Genomic DNA, 22,581 nt, shown 5'->3' on the forward strand with positions numbered 1-22,581 from the left:
CGCTCGGCTCCTTCGCCGTAGGCTCGTTCTCGTCGCGCCACCGGGGGGAGCGAACGCGACCGGCCCGTTGGGTGGCGGGCCGCGCCTGACTATTCGCTCCGTCGTGAGGGACGTCACGATTACGGTCATAGAGTTCACGGGTAACCCCCGCGGATGTCGTGACGGGCCCGTGACCGGGCACACTGGTCGGCATGCACCCGTCCAGCCCGACCGTCCGTGCCGCACGCGCCGCCCGCCCCCGCCGGCGCCGCAGCCTGGCCGGACGGCTGTTCGCGGTCCAGGTGGTCATCGTCGGGGCCGTGGTCGCCGGCGGCGCCGTGCTCGCCTACCTGTTCACCGCCGGACGCGCCGAGGACACCGCCCGCCACGAGGCCACCGCCGTCGCCCAGTCCGTCGCCGACGCCCCCACCGTCCGCGCCGCCGCCGTCGGCCCCGACCCCAGCGCCGTCCTCCAGCCGTACGCCCAGCAGGTCCGCGCCGACACCTACGTGGACTTCGTCACGGTCATGGACCCGCAGGGCATCCGCTGGACCCACCCCGACCCGGCGCAGATCGGCCGCCCCTTCCTCGGCCACATCGACCAGGCCCAGCAGGGCCGCCTCCAGCAGGAGACCTACACCGGCACCCTCGGCCCGTCCGTCCGGGTGGTCGCCCCCGTCTTCGACGACCAGCACCACGTGGTCGCCCTGGTCAGCGCCGGCATCACCGTCGACAACATCTCCGCCCGGCTGCGCACCCCCCTGCTCGCCCTCGGTGGCGTCGCCGGCGCCGCCCTCGCGCTCGGCGCCACAGCAAGCTATCTGGTCGCCGTCCGGCTGCGCCGCCACACCCACGGCATGGACGCCGAGGAACTCGCCCACCTGTACGACTACCACCAGGCGACGCTGCACTCGGTGCGCGAAGGCCTGGTGCTGCTCGACCGCGACCACCACGTCCTGCTGTGCAACGACGCCGCCCGCGAACTGCTCCAACTCGGCGACGAAGTAGGTGAGTTGACGATGCGTCAGCTCGGCCTCCCGGGTTCGCTGACGCGGGCCCTGGAGTCCGCCGAACCGGTGCGCGACGAGGTGCACCTGACCGCCGAACGCGTCCTGCTGGTCAACATCTCGCCGATCGGCCCCGGACTCGGCAGTGTGGTCACCCTCCGCGACCACACTGAACTCCAAGGACTCACCGGCGAGTTGGACACCGTCAAGGGCATCGCCGCGGCGCTCGACGCACAGGCCCACGAAGCCGCCAACCGGCTGCACGCCGTGGTCTCGCTGATCGAACTCGGCCGCCACCGCGAGGCCGTGGAGTTCGCCACCGCCGAACTCGCCCTCGCCCAACGGCTCACCGACCAGGTGGTCGGCGCCGTCGGCGAACCCGTGCTCGCCGCACTGCTGTTGGGAAAGGCCGCGCAGGCCGCCGAACGCGGCGTCGAACTCCACCTCACCGCGGACAGCCGGATCGACGACGGCGTACTGCCCGACCGGCTCACCCCGCGCGACCTGGTCACGCTGCTCGGCAACCTGATCGACAACGCGGTCGACGCCGCCATCGAGAACGCCGCCCACGCCGCCCCCGAAGTCCGCGTCACCGCCCGCACCGAGGACGGCCACCTGCTGCTCCGGGTCGCCGACACCGGCACCGGCGTCGACCCCGCCGCCGCCGACGAGGTCTTCCGGCGCGGCTGGACCACCAAGCAGCACGGCCGCGGACTCGGCCTCGCCCTGGTCGCCCAGACCGCCCGCCGCAACGGCGGCGACGTCGAGCTCGGCACGGCCGCCACGCACGGCACGGCCGCCACGCACGGCGAGGCTGCCACGCTCGGCGAGGCTGCCACGCTCGGCGAGGCTGCCACGCTCGGCGAGGCTGCCACGCACGGCGACGCTGCCACGCACGGCGACGGCGCGGACGCCCGACTCGGCGAGCCGTGCGGCGGCGCGGTGCTCACCGTCCGGCTCCCGCTCCAGCGTTCGGCGGTGGACGCGTGAGCGGCGGCGGACGTGCGACCGGGGATCCCGCGCACCGGCCGATCCGGGTGCTGGTGGTCGAGGACGACCTGGTCGCCGCCGACGCGCACGCCCGGTACGTCGCCCGCACCCCCGGCTTCACCGTCACCGCCACCGCGCACTCCCGCGCCGAAGCCGTCCGCGCCCTCGACCGCGCCCGGGAGGCCGACGCGCCCGTCGACCTGATCCTGCTCGACCTCTACCTCCCCGACGGCCACGGCCTCCACCTGTGCGCCGCGCTGCGCGCCGCCGGGCACACCGCCGACATCATCGCCGTCACCTCCGCCCGCGACCTCGCCACCGTCCGGCAGGCCGTCACCGCCGGCGTCGTCCAGTACCTGCTGAAACCGTTCGGCGCCGCCGCCCTCGGCGACCGCCTTGGCCAGTACGCCCGCTACCGGGCGAGCCTCGGCCGCGACGGCGAGGCGCTCGGGCAGGACGAGGTCGACCGGGCGCTCGCCCTGCTGCGCGGCACCGACCGCACCAGCCTCCCCAAGGGCCTGACCGCCGCCACCCTGGAGACCGTCGCGGCCGCGCTGCGCACCGCCCCCGACGGCCTGTCCGCCGGCGCCGCCGCGGAGGCCACCGGCGTCTCCCGGATCACCGCCCGCCGCTACCTCGAGCACCTGGTCACCACCGGCCACGCCACCCGCGAGCCGCGCTACGGGCAGGTCGGCCGACCCGAACTCGGCTACCGCTGGAAGAGCGAATAGCCGTACGTGTGCGCCGAGTTCAGGCGCGCTCGGCGAGGACCAGGAAGCGGTCCGGTTCGTCGGTGTAGGACAGCGGGTGCCAGCCGGCGGCGGTGAGCAGCGGGAAGAGGTTCTCGCGGGCCCGCAGGTCGTCCGGGGTGACGGCGCGGCCGTGGCGGGCGGCGAGGGCGGCGCGGCCGACGGGGTGGTAGAGGGCGAGTCGGCCGCCCGGGCGGGTGACCCGGGCGAGTTCGCGCAGGCCGGTCGCCGGGCCGGGCAGGTGGGAGATCAGGCCGGCGCCGAAGACCAGGTCGGCCACGGCGTCGGGGAGCGGGAGCCGGGTGCAGTCGGCCTGCAGCAGCGCGGCGTCGGCGCGGTGCGCGGCGGCCTGCGCCAGCATCTCCGGCGTGAGGTCGACGCCGAGGACGGTGCCCGACGGTCCGACGGCGGCGCGCAGCAGCGGCAGCGCGCGTCCGGTGCCGCAGCCCGCGTCGATGACGAACTGGCCGTCCGCCAGGCCGGTTTCGGCGATCGTGGCGGCGTAGCGCGGACTGTCGTCCGGGAACTTGCTGTCCCAGCGGGCGGCGCGCTCGGCGAAGAAGGCGCGGGTGTCGGCGAGTTCGCGGGCGTGGGACCGGCGCTGGGGCTGGTCGCGGGCGTCCGGCTGCGGAGTCTCCATGGCGGCAGGGTACTTGGGTGGTGGCCGTGACTTCGGCGTGGTCGTGCTCGTTGACATGGCAGGTGCGGAAAGTGGTGCGTGCTCACTCGAACGGGTGATCAGTCGGCCCTGGGCGCTGTTCGACGGAGGCTCAGAGGTAAAGTTAGGCTTACCTAACCATCCAAGGGAGCTCCGCTGTGACCCTCACCGTCGGCACCCCCGCCGCGCCCGCCGGCGACGCGATCCTGCGCCGCCAGCGCATCCGCGAGTCGGCCGCCCGCACCTACGCCCGGTCCTTCCCGATCGTCCCGGTGCGCGCGAACGGCATGACCGTGGAGGGCGCCGACGGCCGCCGCTACCTGGACTGCCTCTCCGGCGCGGGCACCCTCGCCCTCGGTCACAACCACCCCGTGGTGCTCGAAGCGATCCGCCGCACGCTGGACAGCGGCGCCCCGCTCCACCTGCTCGACCTCGCCACCGCCGAGAAGGACGACTTCACCACCGCGCTGTTCGAGAGCCTCCCCGAGAAGTTCGCCGCCAAGGCCCGGATCCACTTCTGCGGCCCCGCCGGCACCGACGCCGTCGAGGCCGCCCTCAAGCTGATGCAGACCGCCACCGGCCGCCGCGGCGCGCTCGCCTTCACCGGCGCCTACCACGGCATGACCGCCGGCGCCCTCGCCGTCACCGGCAACACCGCCGTCAAATCCCCACTGCCCAGCGCCGGTGAGGTCACCCGGCTGCCCTACCCGTACGCCTACCGCTGCCCGTTCGGCATCGGCGGCGAGCGCGGCGCCCAGCTGGCCTCGGCCTACACCGAACGGCTGCTCGACGACCCGTCGGGCGGCGTGCTCCCGGCCGCCGCGATGATCCTCGAACCCGTCCAGGGCGAGGGCGGCGTCGTCCCCGCCCCCGACGGCTGGCTGCGCGAGATGCGCCGGATCACCGCCGAACGCGGCATCCCGCTGATCGTCGACGAGGTGCAGACGGGCGTCGGCCGCACCGGACGGATGTGGGCGGTCGAGCACAGCGGCATCGAGCCGGACGCGATGGTGCTGTCGAAGGCGATCGGCGGCAGCCTCCCGCTCGCGGTCGTCGTCTACCGCGAGGAGTACGACAGTTGGCGGCCCGGCGCGCACACCGGCACCTTCCGCGGCAACACCCTCGCGATGGCGGCCGGCGCCGCGACACTCCGGTACGTCGCCGCGAACGGGCTGGTCGCCCGCGCCGAGACGGTCGGCGCCCGGATCGCCGCCCGTCTCGACGGCGCCCGTGACCGCCTCCCGGTGATCGGCGACGTGCGCGGCCGCGGCCTGATGCTCGGCGTCGAACTCATCGACCCCGCAGGGGAGTCGGACAGCTGTGGCGCCCGCCCCGCGAACCCCGGCCTCGCCGTCCGGGTGCGCGAAGCCTGCCTCGCCCGCGGCCTGATCGTCGAACTCGGCGGCCGCCACGACGCCGTCCTGCGGCTGCTCCCGCCGCTCACCATCACCGACGAGCAGGCCGACGCCGTCCTCGAACGGCTCTGCGACGCCATCGAGTTCGCGATGCGGGAGCCTGCGGGGGCCGTGCATGGGTAGGTGATTGATCGTCAAGGTGTTACTGGTCGAACGGTTGAAAGTGGAAGAGAAGAAGTGAGTGGGTTAACCGAACTCTCCGGCGGTGTGGCCGGGCCCGAGGCGCTGCGGCCGCTGCTCGCACAGGTGTTGGCGGCACTCACCGCGGGGGCGGTGCGGCGAGGCGGGCCGGTGGTGGCGGGCGAGCCGATGGCGGTCGGGGAGGTGGTGCGGGAGGCCCTGGCCCGGGCCCACGGACCAGGCGCGCTCGGGCAGTTGGTGGAACTGCTGGCACACGGCGCGGCCGACCCGGCGGACCCGGCGTGCGCAGCGCACCTGCACTGCCCGCCGCTGGCCGTCGCGGTGGCCGCCGACCTCGCGGTGAGCGCCCTCAACCCGTCCCAGGACTCCTGGGACCAGGCGCCCGCCGCCACCACGCTGGAGAGCGAACTCCTCGCCGAACTCGCCCAGTTGGTCGCCTTCCGGCCCGACCGCGCGGCCGGCGTGCTGACCACCGGCGGCACCGAGTCCAACCTGATGGGCCTGATGCTGGCCCGCGACCAACGACTCGGCCCCGACGTCGAGTTGAACGGCATCCCGCGCGGCGTCCGGCCCCGGATCCTGGCCTCCGAAGTCGCCCACTTCTCCGTCCAGCGCGCCGCCGCACTGCTCGGACTCGGCGAACGCGCCGTCCGCGCCATCCCCGTCGACCGCCAACTCCGCATGGAACCCGACGCGTTGGCCGACGCGTTTGCCGAAGCCGGCTGGGAGGGCGCCACCCCGATCGCCGTGGTCGCCACCGCCGGCACCACCGACACCGGAGCCATCGACCCCCTGCACGACATCGCCGACCTCGCCGCCCGGCACGGCACCTGGCTGCACGTGGACGCCGCGTACGGCGGCGGCGCACTGTTCTCCGACCGGCTCGCCCCGCTGCTCGACGGCATCGACCGCGCCGACTCGGTCTCCCTCGACTGGCACAAACTCGGCTGGCAACCCGCCGCCGCCGGCGTCTTCCTGGTCCGCGACGCCCGCACCTACGCCTCGTTGGCCCGCCGCGCCGTCTACCTCAACCCCGCCGACGACGAGGACGCCGGTTACCCCAGCCTGCTGGGCCAGTCGCTGCGCACCACCCGCCGGCCCGACGCCTTCAAGCTTGCCGTCACGCTACGGACGCTGGGCCGCGACGGGCTCGGCGCACTGGTCGACCGCTGCCACGACCTGGCCCTGCGGGCAGCCGAACTCGTCCGCGCCAACCCCGAGTTGGAGCTGCACTGCGACCCGATCCTGACCACCGTGGTGTTCCGGTACGCGGCCGCGGACAGCGACCACGTCAACGCGGAACTGCGCCGCCACCTGCTGCGCACCGGCCGGGCCGTCGTCGGCCGCACCGAACTCCCGGGCACCGGCCCGGGCCGGGTACGGCTCAAGCTGACCCTGCTCAACCCGCACACCACCGAACGGGAGCTCGATTCGCTGCTGGCGGCCGTGGTCGACAGCGGACGGGCGGTGCAGAAGCGGTAGGGCGGTGCAGGAGCGGTAGGGCGGGTCAGAAACCCTTCAGCAGGATCTCCCGGAGCGACTCCCACTGCTCCGGATCCGCCGCCACCAGCAGGCCGTTGGTACCACCGGGCGGCTCGGGCAGGTACGGGGAGCCGTCGAAACGGGCGGAGCGGCCGCCGGCCTCGGTGATCAGCAGCGAACCGGGGGCGTGGTCCCAGGGGAGGGTGCGCCAGTACAGGATGAAGTCACGCTCACCGGTGGCGACCAGCGGATACTCGATGCCGGCGGCTCTGCGCCCGGGATCGAGCGGGCCGAGCGCGCGGGCGTTGTCGAGCAGGCGGTGGCTGGTGGGCGGAGCGAAGTAACGCGTCTTCAGGATGCCCGTCCACGCCTCCGGCGCGGCGGTTACCTTCTCCCGCACCAGCCGCTCCCCGTTCCGCCAGGCCCCCGCGCCGAGTTCGGCGGTGTACGCGGTGCCGGAGCAGGGCTGCCAGATCCAGGACGCGACGGCCTGTCCACTCCGCACCAGCGAGGCCATCACCGCGAACGCGGGTTCCCCGGCGACGAAGTTCTTGGTCCCGTCCACCGGATCCACCAGCCACACGGCCGGCTCGTCCAACAACGCCCGCGCAAGCGCCGGATCGGCCGCCACCGCCTCCTCCCCGACCACCGGGACGGGCAGCAGCTCACGCAACCGCCGAGTGATGATCCGCTCGGCGTCCCGGTCCGCGACAGTGACGAGATCGCCCGGAGCCTTCTCCATCACCTCACCCTCGGCCAGCGCCCGGAACCGAGGCTCGACCGCCTCCGCCGACGCCTCCACGAGGATCTCGGTGACCTTCTCCATCAACACGCCGCGCTCCCTTCACCGCCCTCCACTCTCCCATGCCCGGGTGTGGCGGGTGATGCGCAGGTGGCTGGTGTGGCAGCAGAGGTGCCTGGCGGCGGGCGGGGTGGGGGTGGTGGTTGGGTGTTCCGGGGTGTGGCGGGTGGTGTGCGGGCGGCTGGTGTGACAGCAGAGGTGCCTGGCGGCGGGTGGGGTGGGGGTGGTGGTTGGGTGTTCCGGGGTGTGGCGGATGGTGTGCAGGTATCGGAGACCTCGCCGCCGTCACCGAGGTCATCGCCGCCTACCGGCACCGCCTCGCCCTGCGCACCAGCCCCGAGGCCATGGCCGCACTCACCGCGCCGATCGGCGGCCAGCAGTGGACTCCGGCCGCCGACGCGTTCGCGCGACTGCGTGCCGTCGGCGGCGACCGGTGACGGAGCAGCCCGAACAGCGGCCGGCCCCGTTGCACGTTTTCCTCTCCGACACCGCCGCGCAGACCCTCGGCCGACTGCGCCCCGGCGAGCTGGATGTGGTTGAGAAGTTGATCGAGCGCCTGGCGGTTCACCCCCGGCTCGGCATTCCGGTGCCCGGCGGAACCGACCCCGAGGTCGACGACTACACCGCCCGCACCGACCCGGCCGCCGAACCGGTGACCGCATCAGCGTCGTCTACCGCGTGCACGATTCGATGCGCGCCGTGTTCGTGACCTAGATCATCGCCGGGCCCTGACCCGCGCAGGCCTGCGGCGCCGGGGGCGGGGGCGTCGGTGGCCGGGTGGGTGGGATCAGGTCTCGTTCAGGCGGTCGTATTCGGCGCGGACGCGGCGGTCCATGGCGAGGGCGAACTGGGCGTCGTTGACGGCTCGGGCCAGGGGGCGGATGCGGTGGATGCGTTCGGTGAGGCGGGTGGCTTCGGCGGGGGTGAGGTCCTGGACATGGGTGAGGGCGCCGAGGAGGCGGTCGCGGATTAGGGTGACGAAGGTGTCGGCCATCGCGTCGGCGTATTCGCTGGCGTGGCGGCTGACCTCCAGGACGGCGGCCAGCGGGACGCCCTCGTCGACCAGGGCGACGGTGGCGTCCATCAGACGGCGGGAGATGTGGGTGATGCCGTCGGGGTCGACGGTGATGAAGCCCTGGGCGAGGGATTCGGCGGTGTTCGCCTCGGTCAGCTGGTCGCCGAACGCGGCGCGCAGCTCGTCCCAGCCCAGGTGGACGGGGGTCTCGTCGGACCAGGGGGCGACCAGCGCGGCCTGAAGGCCGATCAGTTCGGCGACGTCTCGGCCGTCCTCGCCGGCGCCGATCAGTTCGGCGATGCCGCCGAGCGCGTGGCCGCGGTCGAGGAGTTCGGCGATCAGGCGGAGCCGGGCGAGGTGGTGGGGGCCGTACCAGGCGATCCGGCCGGCTTTGCGGGGCGGGGGGAGCAGGCGGCGTTCGCGGTAGAAGCGGACGGTGCGCACGCTGATGCCGGCCGCCTCGGCGAGGTCGGCGATGCGGTACTCGCGCGGGGGTTCGCGATCCTGCTGGGTCTCCGCCACGCCGGTCAGCATAGGGCCGGGCCGGGAGGGGCGGATAGCCGCGCAATCGTCCGCGTCGGCGCTATTCCACTCGGTGTCAACAAGGGCTACTCTGCCAAACGCGCCAGTGATTACTGGCAGCATCCAGGGCTCCATCCCCTCAGCACGCAGCGGCAGTTCAGCACCGCACCGCACCGCACCGCACCCACCGCACCGCACCGCACCCGGCCCGTGCCGTCCCCCACCCTTGCCAGGAGGACCCGCCCATGGCACCCCGCACCAAGAAGCCGCCCGTCCCCGACCCCGTCGAGCCCCAGGCCGTGCCGCACGTGCGGGTCGCCGTCGTCGGCTCCGGCTTCGGCGGCCTCGGCGCCGGCGTCCGGCTGCGCCGCGCCGGGATCACCGACTTCGTGATCCTGGAACGCGCGGACTCGGTCGGCGGCACCTGGCGCGACAACTCGTACCCGGGCTGCGCCTGCGACGTGCCCTCCCACCTGTACTCGTTCTCGTTCGCGCCGAACCCGGAGTGGCCCCGGGTGTTCTCCGGGCAGCCCGACATCCGCGCCTACCTGGAGAAGGTCGCCGACACCTTCGGCCTGCGCCCGCACCTGCGGTTCGGCGCCGAGGTGACCGAACTGCGCTGGGAGGAGGGCCGCACCCGGTGGCGGGTCACCACCCGGGCCGGCAGCTGGACCGCCGACGCCGTGGTCTCCGCCGCCGGCCCGCTGGCCGACCCGCAGATCCCGGACCTGCCCGGCCTGGACAGCTTCCCCGGCAAGGTCTTCCACTCCTCCCGCTGGGACCACGACTACGACCTGGCGGGCAAGCGCGTCGCCGTGGTCGGCACCGGCGCGTCCGCCGCGCAGATCATCCCGTCCATCCAGCCCACCGTCCGCAGCCTGACGGTCTTCCAGCGCACCCCCGCCTGGGTTCTGCCGCGCGCCGACCGCGAAGTGACGGGCGTGGAGAAGTGGTTGCACAGCAAGCTCCCGCCCAGCGGACTTCTGCGCCGGTCCGCCCTGTTCGTGATTCGCGAGCTCCAGGTGGACGCCTTCGTGCGCCGCCCCCAACTGCTCAAGGTCGTCCAGCGGGTGGCGCTGCACCACATGCACAAGGCGGTCGCGGACCCGGCGCTGCGCGCCAAGCTCACGCCGGACTACCGGATCGGCTGCAAGCGCATCCTGCTCAGCAACACCTACTATCCGGCGCTCGCCGCCCACAACACCGAGGTGGTCGCCTCCGGCCTGCGCGAGCTCCGCGGCAGCACACTGGTCGCCGCCGACGGAACCGAACACGAGGTCGACGCGGTGGTGTTCGGCACCGGATTCCACGTCACCGACCTGCCGATCGCGGAGCGGGTGTACGGCATCGGAGGCATGCCGCTGGCCGAAGCGTGGAAGGACGGTATGGAGGCGCTGCGCGGCTCCACCGTGCGGGGCTTCCCGAACCTGTTCTTCCTGATCGGCCCGAACACCGGGCTCGGCAACAACTCGATGATCCTGATGATCGAGTCCCAACTCAACTACCTGATCGACGCGCTGACCACGCTGGACTCCCTCGGCGCCACCGCCATGCAGCCCACCGAACGGGCCCAGCGGCAGTGGAACCTGGAACTCCAGCACCGGATGAGCCGCACCGTGTGGACCACCGGCGGGTGCCGCAGCTGGTACCTCGAGGAGGACGGCAAGAACACCGTCCTGTGGCCGGCCTCCACCAGCGCCTTCCGCCGTGCCACCCGGCACGTCGACCTCGCCGAGTACGAACTCCTCAAGCGCACCGCCCCGTTGGGCGACGCGCTCGACACCGAGGCGGTGCCCGTATGAGCCCCCGTATCCCTGCCGACTGCGTGCTGCCCGACCCGGCGGCCGTCCACACCGTCCGCTCCGCCGACGGCGCCGAACTCAACGTCGAGGAGTACGGGCCCGAGGGCGCGCCCCTGCTGGTGCTCGCCCACGGCTGGACGTGCGCCACCACGTTCTGGGCGCCTGTGATCAACCGGCTGGTCAGCGACTTCCGGGTCATCGCCTACGACCAGCGCGGCCACGGCCGCAGCCCCGCGCCGGCCGGCGCCGCCGGGTACGGCACCGGCAAGCTCGCCGACGACCTCGAAGCGGTGCTGACCGCGACCGTCCCCGCCGGGCGGCGCGCGGTGGTGGCCGGCCACAGCATGGGCGGTATGACCATCATGGCGGCCGGCGGACGCCCCGAGGTGGCCGCCCGCACCGCCGCCAACGTGCTGGTCAACACCGGCGCCGGCGAACTCGTCGACGAGCAGACGGTGTTGCCGCTCTTCGTGCGCGGACGGGCGCTGCGGCGCCTGCTGAGCCGGCCGGTGCTCCAGTCCCGGCTGTCGCTCGGGCCGATCAACGGCATCAGCCGGGCCGTCCTCAAGTACGCCACCATGGGCCCCGCCACGCCCCCCGACCGGGTCGAGGCCTGCGCGCAGGTGGTGCACGCCTGCCCGCCCAAGGTGCGCCACCGCTGGTCGATCGTGCTGGACGTGCTGGATGTGCACGCCGAACTGGCCCGGATCACCGCGCCCACCGCCGTCATCACCAGCAGCAACGACAAGCTGACCCCGCCGGTCCACTCGCGCCGGATTGCCGCCGCCCTGGCCGACCCGCGCGGCCTGCTGGAGCTGGACGGCGCCGGCCACATGAGCCCGCTGGAGCGGCCCGCCGAGGTCGCCGACGAGATCCGCCGGGTCGCCGCGCTGGTCGCCGACGAGCTGTTGGCGGGCGTCGTTGCGTTCGCCGGTGCCGAAAGCACGACCGATGCCGCGGGTGCCGCCGCCTCGGACCACCCGTCCCCGACCGTCACCGTGGAGAAGACCGCATGACCCCGCCGCTGTCCTCGCAGGTCGTCGTCATCACCGGAGCCGCCCGCGGCCTGGGCGCGCTGATGGCCCGCAAGCTCGCCGACCGGGGCGCCAAGGTCGCGCTGGTCGGCCTGGAGCCCGCCGAGCTCAAGGCCGTCGCCGCCCAGTGCGGCGAGCACGCCTCCGCCTGGGAGGCCGACGTCACCGACCTGGACGCGCTGACCGAGGTGGCGAACCGGATCAAGGACCGGTACGGACGGATCGACACCGTCGTCGCCAACGCCGGCATAGCACTCGGCGGGCCCACGCAGGACAGCGACCACCGGGCCTGGAGCCGGGTGATCGAGGTCAACCTGCTCGGCTCCGTCGCCACCGCCCGGGCCTTCCTGCCCGCGCTGGTCGAGAGCCGCGGCTACCTGCTGCAGATCGCCTCGCTCGCCGCGCTCACCCCCGCCCCGCTGATGTCCGCCTACTGCGCCTCCAAGGCCGGCGTCGAGTCCTTCGCCCACGCGCTGCGCGCCGAGGTCGCCTACCAGGGCGTCAAGGTCGGTGTCGGCTACCTGAGTTGGACCGACACCGACATGGTGCGCGGCGCCGACCAGGACGAGGTGCTGCGGCAGATGCGAGCCAAGCTGCCCTGGCCGGCCAACAAGACGTACCCGATCGGCCCCGCCGTGGACCGGCTGGTGGCCGGCATCGGCCGCCGCTCCGCGCACGTCTACGCGCAGGCGTGGCTGCGGGGCATGCAGCCGGTGCGCTGGATGATGCCGACCCTGATCGCCGCCGTCGGCTCCCGCGACGTCGCCCGGCTCGCGCCGCAGCTGAAGGCCACCGCCGGCACCCGGCTGCGCCCGGTCGGCGCGGGCGGACAGGCCGACCAGGACGCCCGGGCCGAGTGACGATCACCGAATGACGGGCGGACGATCGGCGTTGGAGAGAGGCCGATCGTCCGCCCGTCATGTTCAGACAGTCACACCGGGCGTGGTCAGGTGCCGTGCACCGACAGCTCGTACAGCGAGTACCCCCACTGGGTGGCCCGCGCCGTGCCGTGGAAGCGCACGTACCGGGCCGCCGTCGGCGCGAACGCGGCGGTGTCCAGCCCGCCGTCGCCCGCCGTGGTCGACCAGACGGTGCGCCAGGTGCTGCCGTCCGTGGACACCTCGATCCGGTAGCCGGTGGCGTAGGCGCGCTCCCAGTCCAGCGTCACCCGGTCCACGGTGTGCACCGCGCCGAGGTCCACGCTCAGCCACTGGTCGTCGCTCCAGTCGCTGGCCCAGCGGGTCGAGTGGTCGCCGTCCAGCGCCCGGCCGGGCTGGTAGGAGGTGAACGGGTTCCACTCCGCGGAGCTCGCCGTGGCACTCGCCGTGCCGGTCGCCAACTCCCGCCCGGCGGAGTGGTGTTCGGTGGCGCGCCAGGTGGTCAGGTAGGACTGCGCGCCCTTCATCAGGTCGTTCACCACCCCCTGTCCGCCACTGAGCCGGATCTGCTCGATCCAGTCCGGCAGCAGACCGGCGTGCGCCACGCCGTCGGTGTTGATGTCCCAGGTCCGGGAGCCCGTCACCTGGCGGTCCAGCACCGAGCCGCCGTCCGCGCTGCGGAACGGGTACGTCACCGCGTTGGGCGCGCCCGTACCGACCGGGCCCGGCCAGCCGCCGACACCGTTCAGGTCACTGCCGTAGCCGTAACCGACCCCGTAGGTGTCGCGCAGCGCCTTGGTGCGGTTCGCCTCGGCCACGAAGCCGTTCGCGTCGTGCGGGTACTGGGCGGCGAACCCGCCCAGCTTGTACAGGCGTTCGGTCCAGCCGAGGTCCATCCAGCTGTGGCTGGAGAGCACCCCTGGGTAGGACTGCGACTCCAGGATCTCCAGCGAGCTCTTCGCCGCCTTGACGCTCATGTGGTCGAGTTCCAGCATCATGTGGCGCTTCATCATGCCGTGCACCGCGTAGTCGCCGAGCTCGGTCAGCCCACGGGTGTTGCACTGCGCGGACGCCGAGTACGTGGGCAGGTTCACCCCGGCCGGCAGCATCCCCTGGGCCTGCGCGGTGGGCAGCCCGATCGGATTGTCCTGCTGCGGGCCGGTGCACTGCTCGGTGGTCCAGAACGTGCCGGTCGACAGGAACTGCCCGGCGTTCACGGCCACCCCGGTGGTGCCCTCGTCGAACCGCACCCCGCACAGCGCGTTGTCGAACTTGTGGCACAGGAACATGCTGCGCACCCCGAGCGCGTACAGCTCGTCCAGCCCGCGGTCGATCGCGGCCCGGTCGCACTGCGGCACGTCCAGGATCTGCTTGCAGCCGAACGGCTCCGAGGTCTCCACCCCGAGCACCACCGCCAACTTGCCCTGCTCGATCACGGACCGGGCCTGGTCGGAGTCGGTGACGATGCGGAACCAGCCCTTGCCGGGCCCGCCGTACATCGTGTCGATGTACGCCTGGAGTTCGTACGACTTACGCGCCTCGGTGCGGATGGCGTCCATCTCGTCGCAGCCGCGGTCCTTGTACGGGTAGATCGAGCACAGCAGCCCGTTGGTCACCAGGTCGTTGACCAGCACCCGCTCGCCACCGCGCCAGGCCCGCTCGACCCAGGCGTAGTAGTCCTGCTGGTGGCTGAGCGAATTGTGGGCCGGCCAGTCGGCGAAGGTCGGCCAGCCGACCGGGTCGTGGTGGCCGTTCGCGCCGCCCGTGACGTTCTCGAACAGGGCGAGCGAACCGTCCGGATAGTGCTCCGGGCAGTCCTTCAGGGCGTCCGCGACCCCCTGCGGGGAGAACGCGGCACCGCAGATCACCCGGCCGCCGAACCCCTCAGCGGACATCAGGTGGTTGTGCGCGTCGACGAAGCCGCGGACGCTGCCGTCGGCGGCCGTGCCGCGGAACGGCTCGCCCGTGACGTTGATCTGCGAGTCCGGCGCGGGCCGGGCGGTGGGATTCCACCACCCGTCGGCGGCACGGGCGTTGGAGCCCGGCACGGCACCACTGGCGAGTACGGCCGCGAGCAGGAGCAGCGGCAGCAGACGGGCGAGGACGTTCCTGGTGCGATGGTTCCCGATCATGGTCACCTCGGGTCGGGGAGGCGGCGGTCGTGAGACGGCGCGGGTTTTTCCCGAGAATCGCGAGTTGTTGACACTCCGTCAATACCTTTGACGTTATTACTGACCGGTCAGTACGCGATGGGGGTTGGGTGATTTGTCGACAGATCGCCAGGTTTGCGGGTGCGGGACACGGTGCGGGACATGTCGCGGGCCCGCCCCGTGGGGAGGGGGCGGGCCCGAGGAGGGGGCGAAGGCGTGCCGGCGCCGTCAGGACCACCGGGGTCGGGGACGGGCCGGGCACGCGACTTCTATCCAGAACGGGTGAAGCTGAACAAGCATCAGTTCTCCAGAGCGAGGTGGACGCCGCGTGGGACGGCGGCGATGCCCGAAACCGTAGGTTGATATGACTTATGCCGCGACGGGGCGCGCCGCCGACACCCTGGACGTCGCCCGAAGGGCCGACGGGGCCGCGCCCGCAAGATCCACGACGGATCCGGCTACCGACCGGTACGGTCGAGCCCATGACCACAGCCCTCATCACCGGCGCGACCGCCGGCATCGGTGCCGCCTTCGCCCGCCGCCTCGCCGCCGACGGACGCGACCTGGTACTGGTCGCCCGCGACACCGAACGCCTGCGGCAGTCCGCCGACGAACTCACCTCCCGCTACGGCGTCCAGGTCGAGACGATCGCCGCCGACCTCGCCACCGACACCGGCATCGGCTCGGTCGAGGACCGGCTGCGCGACGACGCCCGCCCCATCGACCTGCTGATCAACAACGCCGGCTTCGGCAACCGCGGCGCGTACCTGGACGTCCCCGTCCAGGACGAACTCGACATGCTCAAGGTCCACATCGAGGCCGTCCTGCGCACCACCACCGCCGCCGTCCCCGGCATGCGCGAACGCGGCTTCGGCGGCATCGTCAACCTCGCCTCGGTCGCGGCGTTCGTCCCCCGCGGCACCTACGGCGCGACCAAGGCGTGGGTGGTCAACTTCACCCTCGGCATCGCCCGCGACCTGGCCGGCAGCGGAGTGCGCCTCCAGGCGCTCTGCCCCGGCTTCACCCGCACCGAATTCCACCAGCGGGCCGGCATGGGCACCTCCTCCATCCCCGCCTGGGGCTGGCTCACCGCGGACCGCGTCGTCGACGAATCCCTCCGCGACCTCGCCCGCAACCGCCCGCTCTGCGTTCCCGGCAAGCGGTACAAGGCGGCGGTGACGGCGGCCCGGATACTGCCGCTGGGCGGGCTCGGGAAGCTTTCGACCACGGCGGGGCGGGACTACCGCAAGCCCTGACGGGTGCGAGGACAGGGGCGCGGGGAACTGCGCGACAAGCGCAAAGCCCGTCCGCAAGGTCGCGATGCAGGGCAATGACTTGCACTTGATCGCGACCTTGCGGGCGTGCGCTCCCTTCCCGCGCAGTTCCCCGCGCCCCTGGTGGTGCTCTCCCTGCTTGTGCCTCCTTTCCTGGGAATGCCCAGAAGGTTAGGTTTGCTAATGGTGAGTAAGGCTCGTTAAGGTGAGCCCCGCCGCCCTGTCCGCCGACCAGCTGGAGGTCTCCGTGCGACTGAACCGGATCGACTGGACGCCGCCCGAAGGGGAGGAGCGGCAGCCTGCGCAGGTGAAGAGGATCTTGCGGTTGTTCCGGCCGTATGCCGGGCGGCTGGCCGGGGTCGGGTTGTTGGTGGCGGCGTCGGCGGTGGTGTCCGTGGTGACGCCGTTCCTGTTGCGGGCGGTGCTGGACGTCGCGATTCCGGAGCGGCGCACGGGTCTGCTGACCCTTCTCGCGTTGGGGATGATCGCGGCGGCCGTGATCACCAGCGTGCTCAACGTGCTGCAGACGCTGATCTCCACCACGGTGGGGCAGCGCGTCATGCACGACCTGCGGACCTCGGTCTACCGGCATCTGCAGCGGATGTCGCTGGCGTTCTTCACCCGGACCCGCACCGGTGAGGTGCAGTCGCGGATCGCCAATGACATCGGCGGGATGCAGGCCACCGTCACCGGCACGGCCACCTCGCTGGTGTCGAACCTGACGGCGGTGATCGCCAGCGTGGTCGCGATGGTGGCGCTGGACTGGCGGCTGACCATTGTTTCCCTGCTGCTGCTCCCGGTGTTCGTGTGGATCAGCCGCCGGGTCGGCCGGGAGCGGAAGCGGATCACGGGGGAGCGGCAGCGGCAGCTCGCCAAGCTCTCGTCCGCGGTGCAGGAGTCACTGTCCGTCAGTGGCATCCTGCTGGGCCGCACGATGGGTCGTTCCGCCTCGCTGACCAGCGAATTCGCCGATCAGTCGGACGAGTTGGCGGCGCTGGAGGTGCGCTCCAGTATGGCCGGCCGGTGGCGGATGTCGACGATAGGGATCGTGATGGCCGCGATGCCCGCGATGATCTACTGGGCGGCGGGCCTGGCCACCGCGACCGGTGCGCCGATCGTCTCGCTGGGCACCCTGGTGGCGTTCGTGTCGTTGCAGCAGGGCCTGTTCCGGCCGACCGTCAGCCTGCTGTCCACCGGCGTGGACGTGCAGACCTCGCTGGCGCTGTTCCAGCGGATCTTCGAGTACCTCGACCTGCCGGTGGAGATCGACGAGCCCGAGCACCCCGTCCAGCTGGAGCGGATCCGCGGCGACGTGCGGTTCGAGGACGTCGAGTTCCACTACCAGGCCGGGCAGGACCGGCCCACGCTGGACGCCATCGACCTGACCATTCCGGCGGGCGGCTCGCTGGCGGTGGTCGGCGAGACCGGTTCCGGCAAGTCCACGCTGTCCTACCTGGTGCCGCGGCTGTACGACGTCAGCTCCGGGCGGGTGCTGATCGACGGGGTGGACGTGCGCGAGTTGTCGTTCGAGACGCTGGCCCGGGCGGTCGGTGTGGTCTCCCAGGAGACGTACCTGTTCCACGCGTCGATCGCCGACAACCTGCGGTTCGCCAAGCCCGACGCCACCGACGACGAACTCGTCGCCGCCGCGAAGGCCGCCCAGATCCACGACATGATCGCCGAACTGCCGGACGGCTACGACACCTTGGTGGGCGAGCGCGGCTACCGCTTCTCCGGCGGCGAGAAGCAGCGCCTGGCCATCGCCCGCACCGTGCTGCGCAACCCGCCGGTACTGATCCTGGACGAGGCGACCAGCGCGCTGGACAACCAGACCGAGCTGGCTGTCCAGCTGGCCCTGGACGACCTCGCCGAGGGCCGCACCACGATCACCATCGCGCACCGGCTGTCCACCGTCCAGGGCGCCGACCAGATCGCCGTCCTCGACCACGGCACGCTCGCCGAACTCGGCACCCACGAGCAGCTGCTGGCCCGCGACGGCCGCTACGCCGCCCTGCTCAACCGGGACGCCGTACCGGTGGCCGCCGCCTGACGGCCCGCCGGGGCCTACGCGGCCTTCGGGGACTCGTTGTACTGCTCGGCCAGCTCCTGGCCGGAGAGGGCGTGGATGGCGGCCATCACCTCGTCGGTGACCTGCCGGCGGGCCTTCGCGGAGCGGGCCTGGCCGTGCAGGTCGTCGAAGCGCAGCGGCTCGCCGAACCGGACGGTGATCTTGCGCAGGCGCGGGATGCGCTTGCCGACCGGGAGGATGTGCTCCGAGCCCTCCAGGGCGACCGGGACGACCGGCACGCCGGCGGTCAGGGCCAGCCAGGCGACGCCGGTCTTGCCGCGGTACAGGCGGCCGTCCAGCGAGCGGGTGCCCTCGGGGTAGATGCCGAACGCCCGGCCGGAGTTGAGGATCTCCAGGCCCTCCTCCAGCGAGGCGGTGGCGGCCCGGACGCTGCCGCGCTCCACCGGGACGGCGTTGATCACGTGGGTGAAGAAGTACCGGGAGATCGCGCCCTTGACCCCGGTGCCGGTGAAGTACTCGGCCTTCGCCAGGAAGAACACCTGACGCGGCGCGGCCAGCGGGATCACCACGCTGTCCACGAACGACAGGTGATTGCTCGCCAGGATCACCCCGCCCTTGCGCGGCACGTTCTCCAGGCCTTCGATGGTCGGCCGGTAGAGGGCACGTGCGAGCGGCTTGAGCACGAGCTTGGTGACGAGGTCGATCAACGGGCCCTCCCTGGCCGAAGGTCGGACCGCCCGGGGCCCAAGGCGGTACCCGCCGAGGGGCGAGGCACGCGGCTCGGACGGAGGTCGGACCACTGGGTTCGAACCGCAGACTACGACATCGCACCGGCCGCCCGTCCACCGCACGGCGGCATCACGCCACTGCGATCCTCGTCACGCCCACCTGGTGGGAAAGCACCCTCTCACCTGGTGAGACGGCCCCACCAGGTGAGACGGTCCTGGCTACTTGCGGACCGGGAAGATCCGGCTGACCACCCGTTCGGCGGCCCGGCCGTCGTCCCACGGGCAGAACCGCTCCCGGAAGCGCTGCCGGGCGGTCGGCTCCGGGTCGCCCGCGAGCAGCGCGTCGGTCAGCGCGTCCTGCTCGGTGGCGACCGCGCCCGGGGGCTCCTTCATCAGGTCGAAGTAGACGCCCCGGACCTGCTGGTACTCCTCCCAGTCGGGGGCGTACACGGCGATCGGCCGGTCCAGCACCGCGTAGTCGAACATCATCGACGAGTAGTCGGTGACCAGGGTGTCGGCCGCCAGGTACAGGTCCTCCACCGAGGGGTGGTCGGAGACGTCCAGCAGCCGGGCCGAGCCAGGGAGGGAGGTCAGGTCGCCCGCGCCGCCGTCGTGGAAGTAGTGGGTGCGCACCAGTACCGTCCAGCCGGAGCCGAGCCGTTCGGCCAGCGCGGGCAGGTCCAGCAGCGGCAGGTAGCCGCCCCGGGACTCGCGGTGGGTCGGCGCGTACAGCACGGTGCGCTGCCCGGGGGCGATGCCCAGGTCGCGGCGGACCTTCGCGCACTCCTCGGTGGTGGCGTGAACCAGGCGGTCGTTGCGCGGGTAGCCGGTGTCGAGGACCTGGTAGGTGCCGGGGAACGCCCGGGCGAAGTGCTCGCTGGTGTGCGGGTTCGGCGACACCAGGTAGTCCCAGCGCGACACCGCCTCGCGCAGCCGGTCGAAGTCCATGCCGTCCGCCGCGACCGGATGGTCCCGCAGGTCCATCCCCATGGCCTTCAGCGGCGTGCCGTGCTGGGTCTGCACGTGCACCGTGCCGGTCCGCTTCGCCATCGTGTGCGGGAAGTTGACGTTGTTGACGAAGTACTTGGCGGTGGCCATCGCCTTCAGGTACGCCGGGGTGTTGACGATGACGTACGGCACGCCCTCGGGCATCGTCGCGGCCCGCGCCGCGTTCTCCACCACCCACACGCCGCGCACCTGCGGGGCCAGCTCGCGGGCCTTCTCGTAGATCGCCGCCGGGTTGCAGGCGTACCCGCGGTGCCAGTACGCCGCGTACACGGCCAGGTGCTCGTCTATCGGGAGCCGCCGGAACGCGTTGTACGCGGTGAACCGGGCGCTGCTGCGCATCGCCTTCTTCACCCCGGGCGCGACCGCCCTGGTGCCGCGCTTGACGGCGCCAGGCAGCCGGCCGCCGCGGCGCAGCTCGGCGTAGGCGCGCCGGGAGCCGCGGGCGGCCAGCCGGTACTGGATGCCGCGGACGCCGGACGGGAAGCGGTAACCGGCCGGGCGGTGCTTGGCGAAGTGGCCGGTGATCCGGGCGAAGAACTCGGCGCGCAGCTCGACCGGGACCAGCCCGGGGCTGTCGTAGATGGTCAGGGCCTGCTTGACGGTGCGGTCGAAGACCAGGGTGCGCAGCTTGTTCGCCCGCTCGTCGCGGTCCAGGAAGGCGAAGATCGCGTCGTACTGGGCGAAGGCGTCGGCGTGCTTGGGCGAGGCGGTGGCGGTGATGGCGCCCGGGCGGCCGCGCCGGTAGCGGTAGCAGGGGCGGTCGAGGTAGACCAGCCGGTCGGCGGCCAGCAGCAGCGGGTAGGTGACGGAGATGTCCTCGTAGTACCCGCGGCCGAAGTGCACGTCCAGGTCGAGCAGGTACTGCCGGCGCATCACCTTGTTCCACACCGCGAGCACCGAGTTGAACAGCGCCGGGTGCTCGGCGGCGGTGCAGCCGGAGACCAGCGGGGAGCCGGCCAGCACGTGCCGCCAGGGGTTCGGTTCCTCGCCGCCGTCGTGGTAGACGTGCGTGAAGTCGGTGAGCAGCACGTCGGCGGGCACGTCGCGGGTGGTCTCGGCGCGCAGTTCGGCGAGGATCGCGTCGATGGTGCCCTCGGGCAGCCAGTCGTCGCTGTCGACGAACCAGACGTAGGTGCCGGTGGCCTCGGCGAGGCCGGCCGTGCGGGCGCCGCCCAGGCCCTGGTTCTCCGCGAGGTGCAGGACCCGCATCCGGGGGTCGGTGGCGGCGTGCGCGTCCAGCAGGGCACCGCTGCGGTCGGGGGAGCGGTCGTCCACCGCGATCAGTTCGACCTCGCCGGGGGCGGCGCCGTCGGCCCGGAGCGAGTCCAGGCACTGCGGCAGGAAGCGTTCGACGCCGTGGACGGGCAGAACGATGCTGAGCAGGGGTGGCACGTGCGTTCACTCCGCGAAGGGATTGGGTGGCTCCGGCAGATCGCCCGGTCCCCGCCCACTCTACCGAGCGCCTACGGGCGCACCTCGGGCGCGGCTGAAACGCGACCGCCGGTGCCGCGCGTAATCGGTGGCGGCACCGGCAGTCTGGTTGGCGGTCCGACCGACCCTCAACGGTCGACCGCCGGTCCGTGCACCACGCCGGAGTCGGGCCGCCGCAGCGTCGAGACGGCCGTAGGTGACTCACTGTGGTGCCGGAAGCCTGTCATGTGATGAGCAGGTGATTCGTTCATACTCGAACTCATCCGACCGGGTTTGGGTGGCTCAGGCCCTTGATCCCGTGTCCATACAGATACTGCTTGGAGGTTCCGGCGGCGTCAATCCCTCGTATGTGTTCAGTTTCTGAACACCTCGGGCCGCCGCGACGTCTGACGCCCGGTCATGCTTGGATGGTGCACCATCAACCGATGCGCAGTCGTGACCGGGCGCACCGCACTTCGGTGAACGTCAGTTCCGTTCGCGCGATACGGTGGCAGAACACCAGGACGGTTGCATGAAGACCGCCGTAGCCGGATAGTCTTCGCCTCACGGCCCTGGCGCCTCGTAGGGGTGGGAAACAGATGGAACAGATTCAAGTGCGGACGCGGCCCCGGGTGCCCGCGATCCAGTGCGGCATGGGTACGACCGGCCGCCGGATCGAACGGCACCTCGCGGTGCTCGGCGCCCCCGCGCTCTCGACGGTGGACACGGCGGAAGCTCTCGGTCTGATAAGAGAACTGACGCCGCGTGGACCCAGCGTCCCCGTCGCCGTGCCCCGCCGCTCGGTGCGGGTCTCGCTGATGGCCCCGCTGCGCCGGCTCAAGCGGAGCATGTTCGGCAGCCGCGGCTGACCGCACCGACGTGAGGACGGGCGGCCCGCCGCTCGTCGCCACGAACCCGACGGACCGTGAGTCCGTCGGGCTTTCGGCGTTCCCGCGGGCGGTCGGGGCAGCCCTGGCGCGCGGTTGCGAAAGGCTGGCGCGCCCTGGCGGGCGACCTTGCGGTGGGGTGGCGTTCGGCGGCCGCCCCTTCGGGACCGGCCGCAAGATCGGCCAGGATGGCCCCATGTCCGACACCTTCCACACCACCACGCTCGAGATCACCACCGGCCGCAGAGAGGTCGCCCTCGACATCACCGACCGCTGCCACGACTTCCTGCGGGACGTCGCCGGCGGACGCGACGGCCTGCTGAACGTCTTCGTCCCGCACGCCACCGCGGGCATCGCCGTCATCGAGACCGGCTCCGGCAGCGACGACGACCTGCTCACCACCCTGCGCGAACTCCTGCCCGCCGACGACCGCTGGCGCCACCGCCACGGCACCCCCGGCCACGGCCGCGACCACGTGCTGCCCGGGCTGGTCGCCCCGCACGCCACCCTGCCGGTGGTGGGCGGCCGGCTCGCCCTCGGCATCTGGCAGTCGGTCGTGCTGATCGACACCAACGGGGACAACCCCGACCGCACCCTGCGGCTGTCCTTCCTCGGTTGACC

Annotated in this window: 19 protein-coding genes; 13 read left to right on the forward strand and 6 right to left on the reverse strand. The window is 72.5% G+C overall.

Annotated features, from left to right (window positions below; translation table 11 throughout):
* Positions 1-191: 191 nt before the first annotated feature.
* Both ACFYST_RS03665 and ACFYST_RS03670 read left to right on the forward strand, forming a co-directional pair.
* Complete coding sequence (locus ACFYST_RS03665) at positions 192-1,976, forward strand: ATP-binding protein (RefSeq protein WP_387859592.1); 1,785 nt, start codon at positions 192-194, stop codon at positions 1,974-1,976.
* Entirely contained in the window at positions 1,973-2,707 is a 735-nt protein-coding gene (locus ACFYST_RS03670; RefSeq protein ID WP_387859593.1) for a response regulator, read from the forward strand. The genes ACFYST_RS03665 and ACFYST_RS03670 overlap by 4 nt, the downstream gene beginning before the upstream one ends.
* A gap of 19 nt (positions 2,708-2,726) precedes the next feature.
* On the opposite strand, the gene ACFYST_RS03675 is transcribed toward ACFYST_RS03670, so the two are convergent.
* Complete coding sequence (locus ACFYST_RS03675; RefSeq protein ID WP_387859595.1) at positions 2,727-3,365, reverse strand: class I SAM-dependent methyltransferase; 639 nt, start codon at positions 3,363-3,365, stop codon at positions 2,727-2,729.
* Between the two features lie 176 nt (positions 3,366-3,541).
* Here ACFYST_RS03675 and ACFYST_RS03680 point away from each other — a divergent pair, with 176 nt between their 5' ends.
* On the forward strand, positions 3,542-4,921 hold the full coding sequence (locus ACFYST_RS03680) for a diaminobutyrate--2-oxoglutarate transaminase family protein (RefSeq protein ID WP_387859596.1): 1,380 nt from the start codon (positions 3,542-3,544) through the stop codon (positions 4,919-4,921).
* A 54-nt stretch (positions 4,922-4,975) separates the two neighbouring features.
* Entirely contained in the window at positions 4,976-6,421 is a 1,446-nt protein-coding gene (locus ACFYST_RS03685) for a pyridoxal phosphate-dependent decarboxylase family protein (protein ID WP_387859597.1), read from the forward strand.
* Between the two features lie 25 nt (positions 6,422-6,446).
* Here the strand turns inward: ACFYST_RS03685 and ACFYST_RS03690 are convergent, their stop codons facing one another.
* On the reverse strand, positions 6,447-7,247 hold the full coding sequence (locus ACFYST_RS03690; RefSeq protein ID WP_387860084.1) for an inositol monophosphatase family protein: 801 nt from the start codon (positions 7,245-7,247) through the stop codon (positions 6,447-6,449).
* 206 nt (positions 7,248-7,453) lie between these two features.
* On the opposite strand from ACFYST_RS03690, the gene ACFYST_RS03695 reads away from it, so the two are divergent.
* Both ACFYST_RS03695 and ACFYST_RS03700 read left to right on the forward strand, forming a co-directional pair.
* Positions 7,454-7,660: a hypothetical protein gene (locus tag ACFYST_RS03695; protein WP_387634837.1), complete on the forward strand. Its 207-nt coding sequence runs from the start codon at positions 7,454-7,456 to the stop codon at positions 7,658-7,660.
* A complete protein-coding gene (locus ACFYST_RS03700; RefSeq protein ID WP_387634834.1) occupies positions 7,657-7,932 on the forward strand; it encodes a hypothetical protein in 276 nt (91 codons plus the stop codon). The genes ACFYST_RS03695 and ACFYST_RS03700 overlap by 4 nt, the downstream gene beginning before the upstream one ends.
* Positions 7,933-8,010: 78 nt before the next feature.
* Here the strand turns inward: ACFYST_RS03700 and ACFYST_RS03705 are convergent, their stop codons facing one another.
* Positions 8,011-8,760: a MerR family transcriptional regulator gene (locus ACFYST_RS03705; protein ID WP_387634832.1), complete on the reverse strand. Its 750-nt coding sequence runs from the start codon at positions 8,758-8,760 to the stop codon at positions 8,011-8,013.
* 245 nt (positions 8,761-9,005) lie between these two features.
* Between ACFYST_RS03705 and ACFYST_RS03710 the strand changes: the two genes are divergently transcribed.
* From ACFYST_RS03710 to ACFYST_RS03720, 3 genes are read left to right on the forward strand one after another with little or no spacing between them, the layout of a single operon-like run.
* Positions 9,006-10,562, forward strand: coding sequence for a flavin-containing monooxygenase (locus ACFYST_RS03710; RefSeq protein ID WP_387859598.1), 1,557 nt, complete (start codon positions 9,006-9,008; stop codon positions 10,560-10,562).
* Positions 10,559-11,578, forward strand: a complete 1,020-nt coding sequence (locus ACFYST_RS03715) for an alpha/beta fold hydrolase (protein ID WP_387859599.1) — start codon at positions 10,559-10,561, stop codon at positions 11,576-11,578. Before ACFYST_RS03710 ends, ACFYST_RS03715 begins: the two co-directional genes overlap by 4 nt.
* The gene (locus tag ACFYST_RS03720) at positions 11,575-12,456 is read left to right on the forward strand and encodes an SDR family oxidoreductase (protein ID WP_387634823.1); all 882 of its coding nucleotides are present in this window, start codon (positions 11,575-11,577) and stop codon (positions 12,454-12,456) included. Before ACFYST_RS03715 ends, ACFYST_RS03720 begins: the two co-directional genes overlap by 4 nt.
* An 86-nt stretch (positions 12,457-12,542) precedes the next feature.
* Here the strand turns inward: ACFYST_RS03720 and ACFYST_RS03725 are convergent, their stop codons facing one another.
* Positions 12,543-14,606 (reverse strand): discoidin domain-containing protein, encoded by a 2,064-nt coding sequence (locus tag ACFYST_RS03725; protein WP_387634820.1) that lies wholly within the window; start codon positions 14,604-14,606, stop codon positions 12,543-12,545.
* Between the two features lie 500 nt (positions 14,607-15,106).
* Between ACFYST_RS03725 and ACFYST_RS03730 the strand changes: the two genes are divergently transcribed.
* Both ACFYST_RS03730 and ACFYST_RS03735 read left to right on the forward strand, forming a co-directional pair.
* Complete coding sequence (locus ACFYST_RS03730; RefSeq protein ID WP_387859600.1) at positions 15,107-15,880, forward strand: SDR family NAD(P)-dependent oxidoreductase; 774 nt, start codon at positions 15,107-15,109, stop codon at positions 15,878-15,880.
* A gap of 265 nt (positions 15,881-16,145) precedes the next feature.
* On the forward strand, positions 16,146-17,948 hold the full coding sequence (locus ACFYST_RS03735; protein ID WP_387636812.1) for an ABC transporter ATP-binding protein: 1,803 nt from the start codon (positions 16,146-16,148) through the stop codon (positions 17,946-17,948).
* A 14-nt stretch (positions 17,949-17,962) separates the two neighbouring features.
* Here the strand turns inward: ACFYST_RS03735 and ACFYST_RS03740 are convergent, their stop codons facing one another.
* Together ACFYST_RS03740 and ACFYST_RS03745 are read right to left on the reverse strand one after the other, a co-directional pair.
* Positions 17,963-18,634 carry a lysophospholipid acyltransferase family protein gene (locus ACFYST_RS03740; RefSeq protein ID WP_387634814.1) on the reverse strand — a complete coding sequence of 224 codons (672 nt, stop codon included), beginning with the start codon at positions 18,632-18,634 and terminating at the stop codon, positions 17,963-17,965.
* A 240-nt stretch (positions 18,635-18,874) separates the two neighbouring features.
* On the reverse strand, positions 18,875-21,055 hold the full coding sequence (locus ACFYST_RS03745) for a CDP-glycerol glycerophosphotransferase family protein (RefSeq protein ID WP_387859601.1): 2,181 nt from the start codon (positions 21,053-21,055) through the stop codon (positions 18,875-18,877).
* Between the two features lie 617 nt (positions 21,056-21,672).
* On the opposite strand from ACFYST_RS03745, the gene ACFYST_RS03750 reads away from it, so the two are divergent.
* A complete protein-coding gene (locus tag ACFYST_RS03750) occupies positions 21,673-21,942 on the forward strand; it encodes a hypothetical protein (protein ID WP_387634808.1) in 270 nt (89 codons plus the stop codon).
* Positions 21,943-22,156: 214 nt separating this feature from the next.
* Positions 22,157-22,579, forward strand: coding sequence for a secondary thiamine-phosphate synthase enzyme YjbQ (locus ACFYST_RS03755; protein ID WP_387634806.1), 423 nt, complete (start codon positions 22,157-22,159; stop codon positions 22,577-22,579).
* Positions 22,580-22,581: the final 2 nt, after the last annotated feature.

This window comes from Kitasatospora sp. NPDC004614, assembly GCF_042873675.1.
In the GTDB taxonomy this organism is placed as follows: domain Bacteria; phylum Actinomycetota; class Actinomycetes; order Streptomycetales; family Streptomycetaceae; genus Kitasatospora.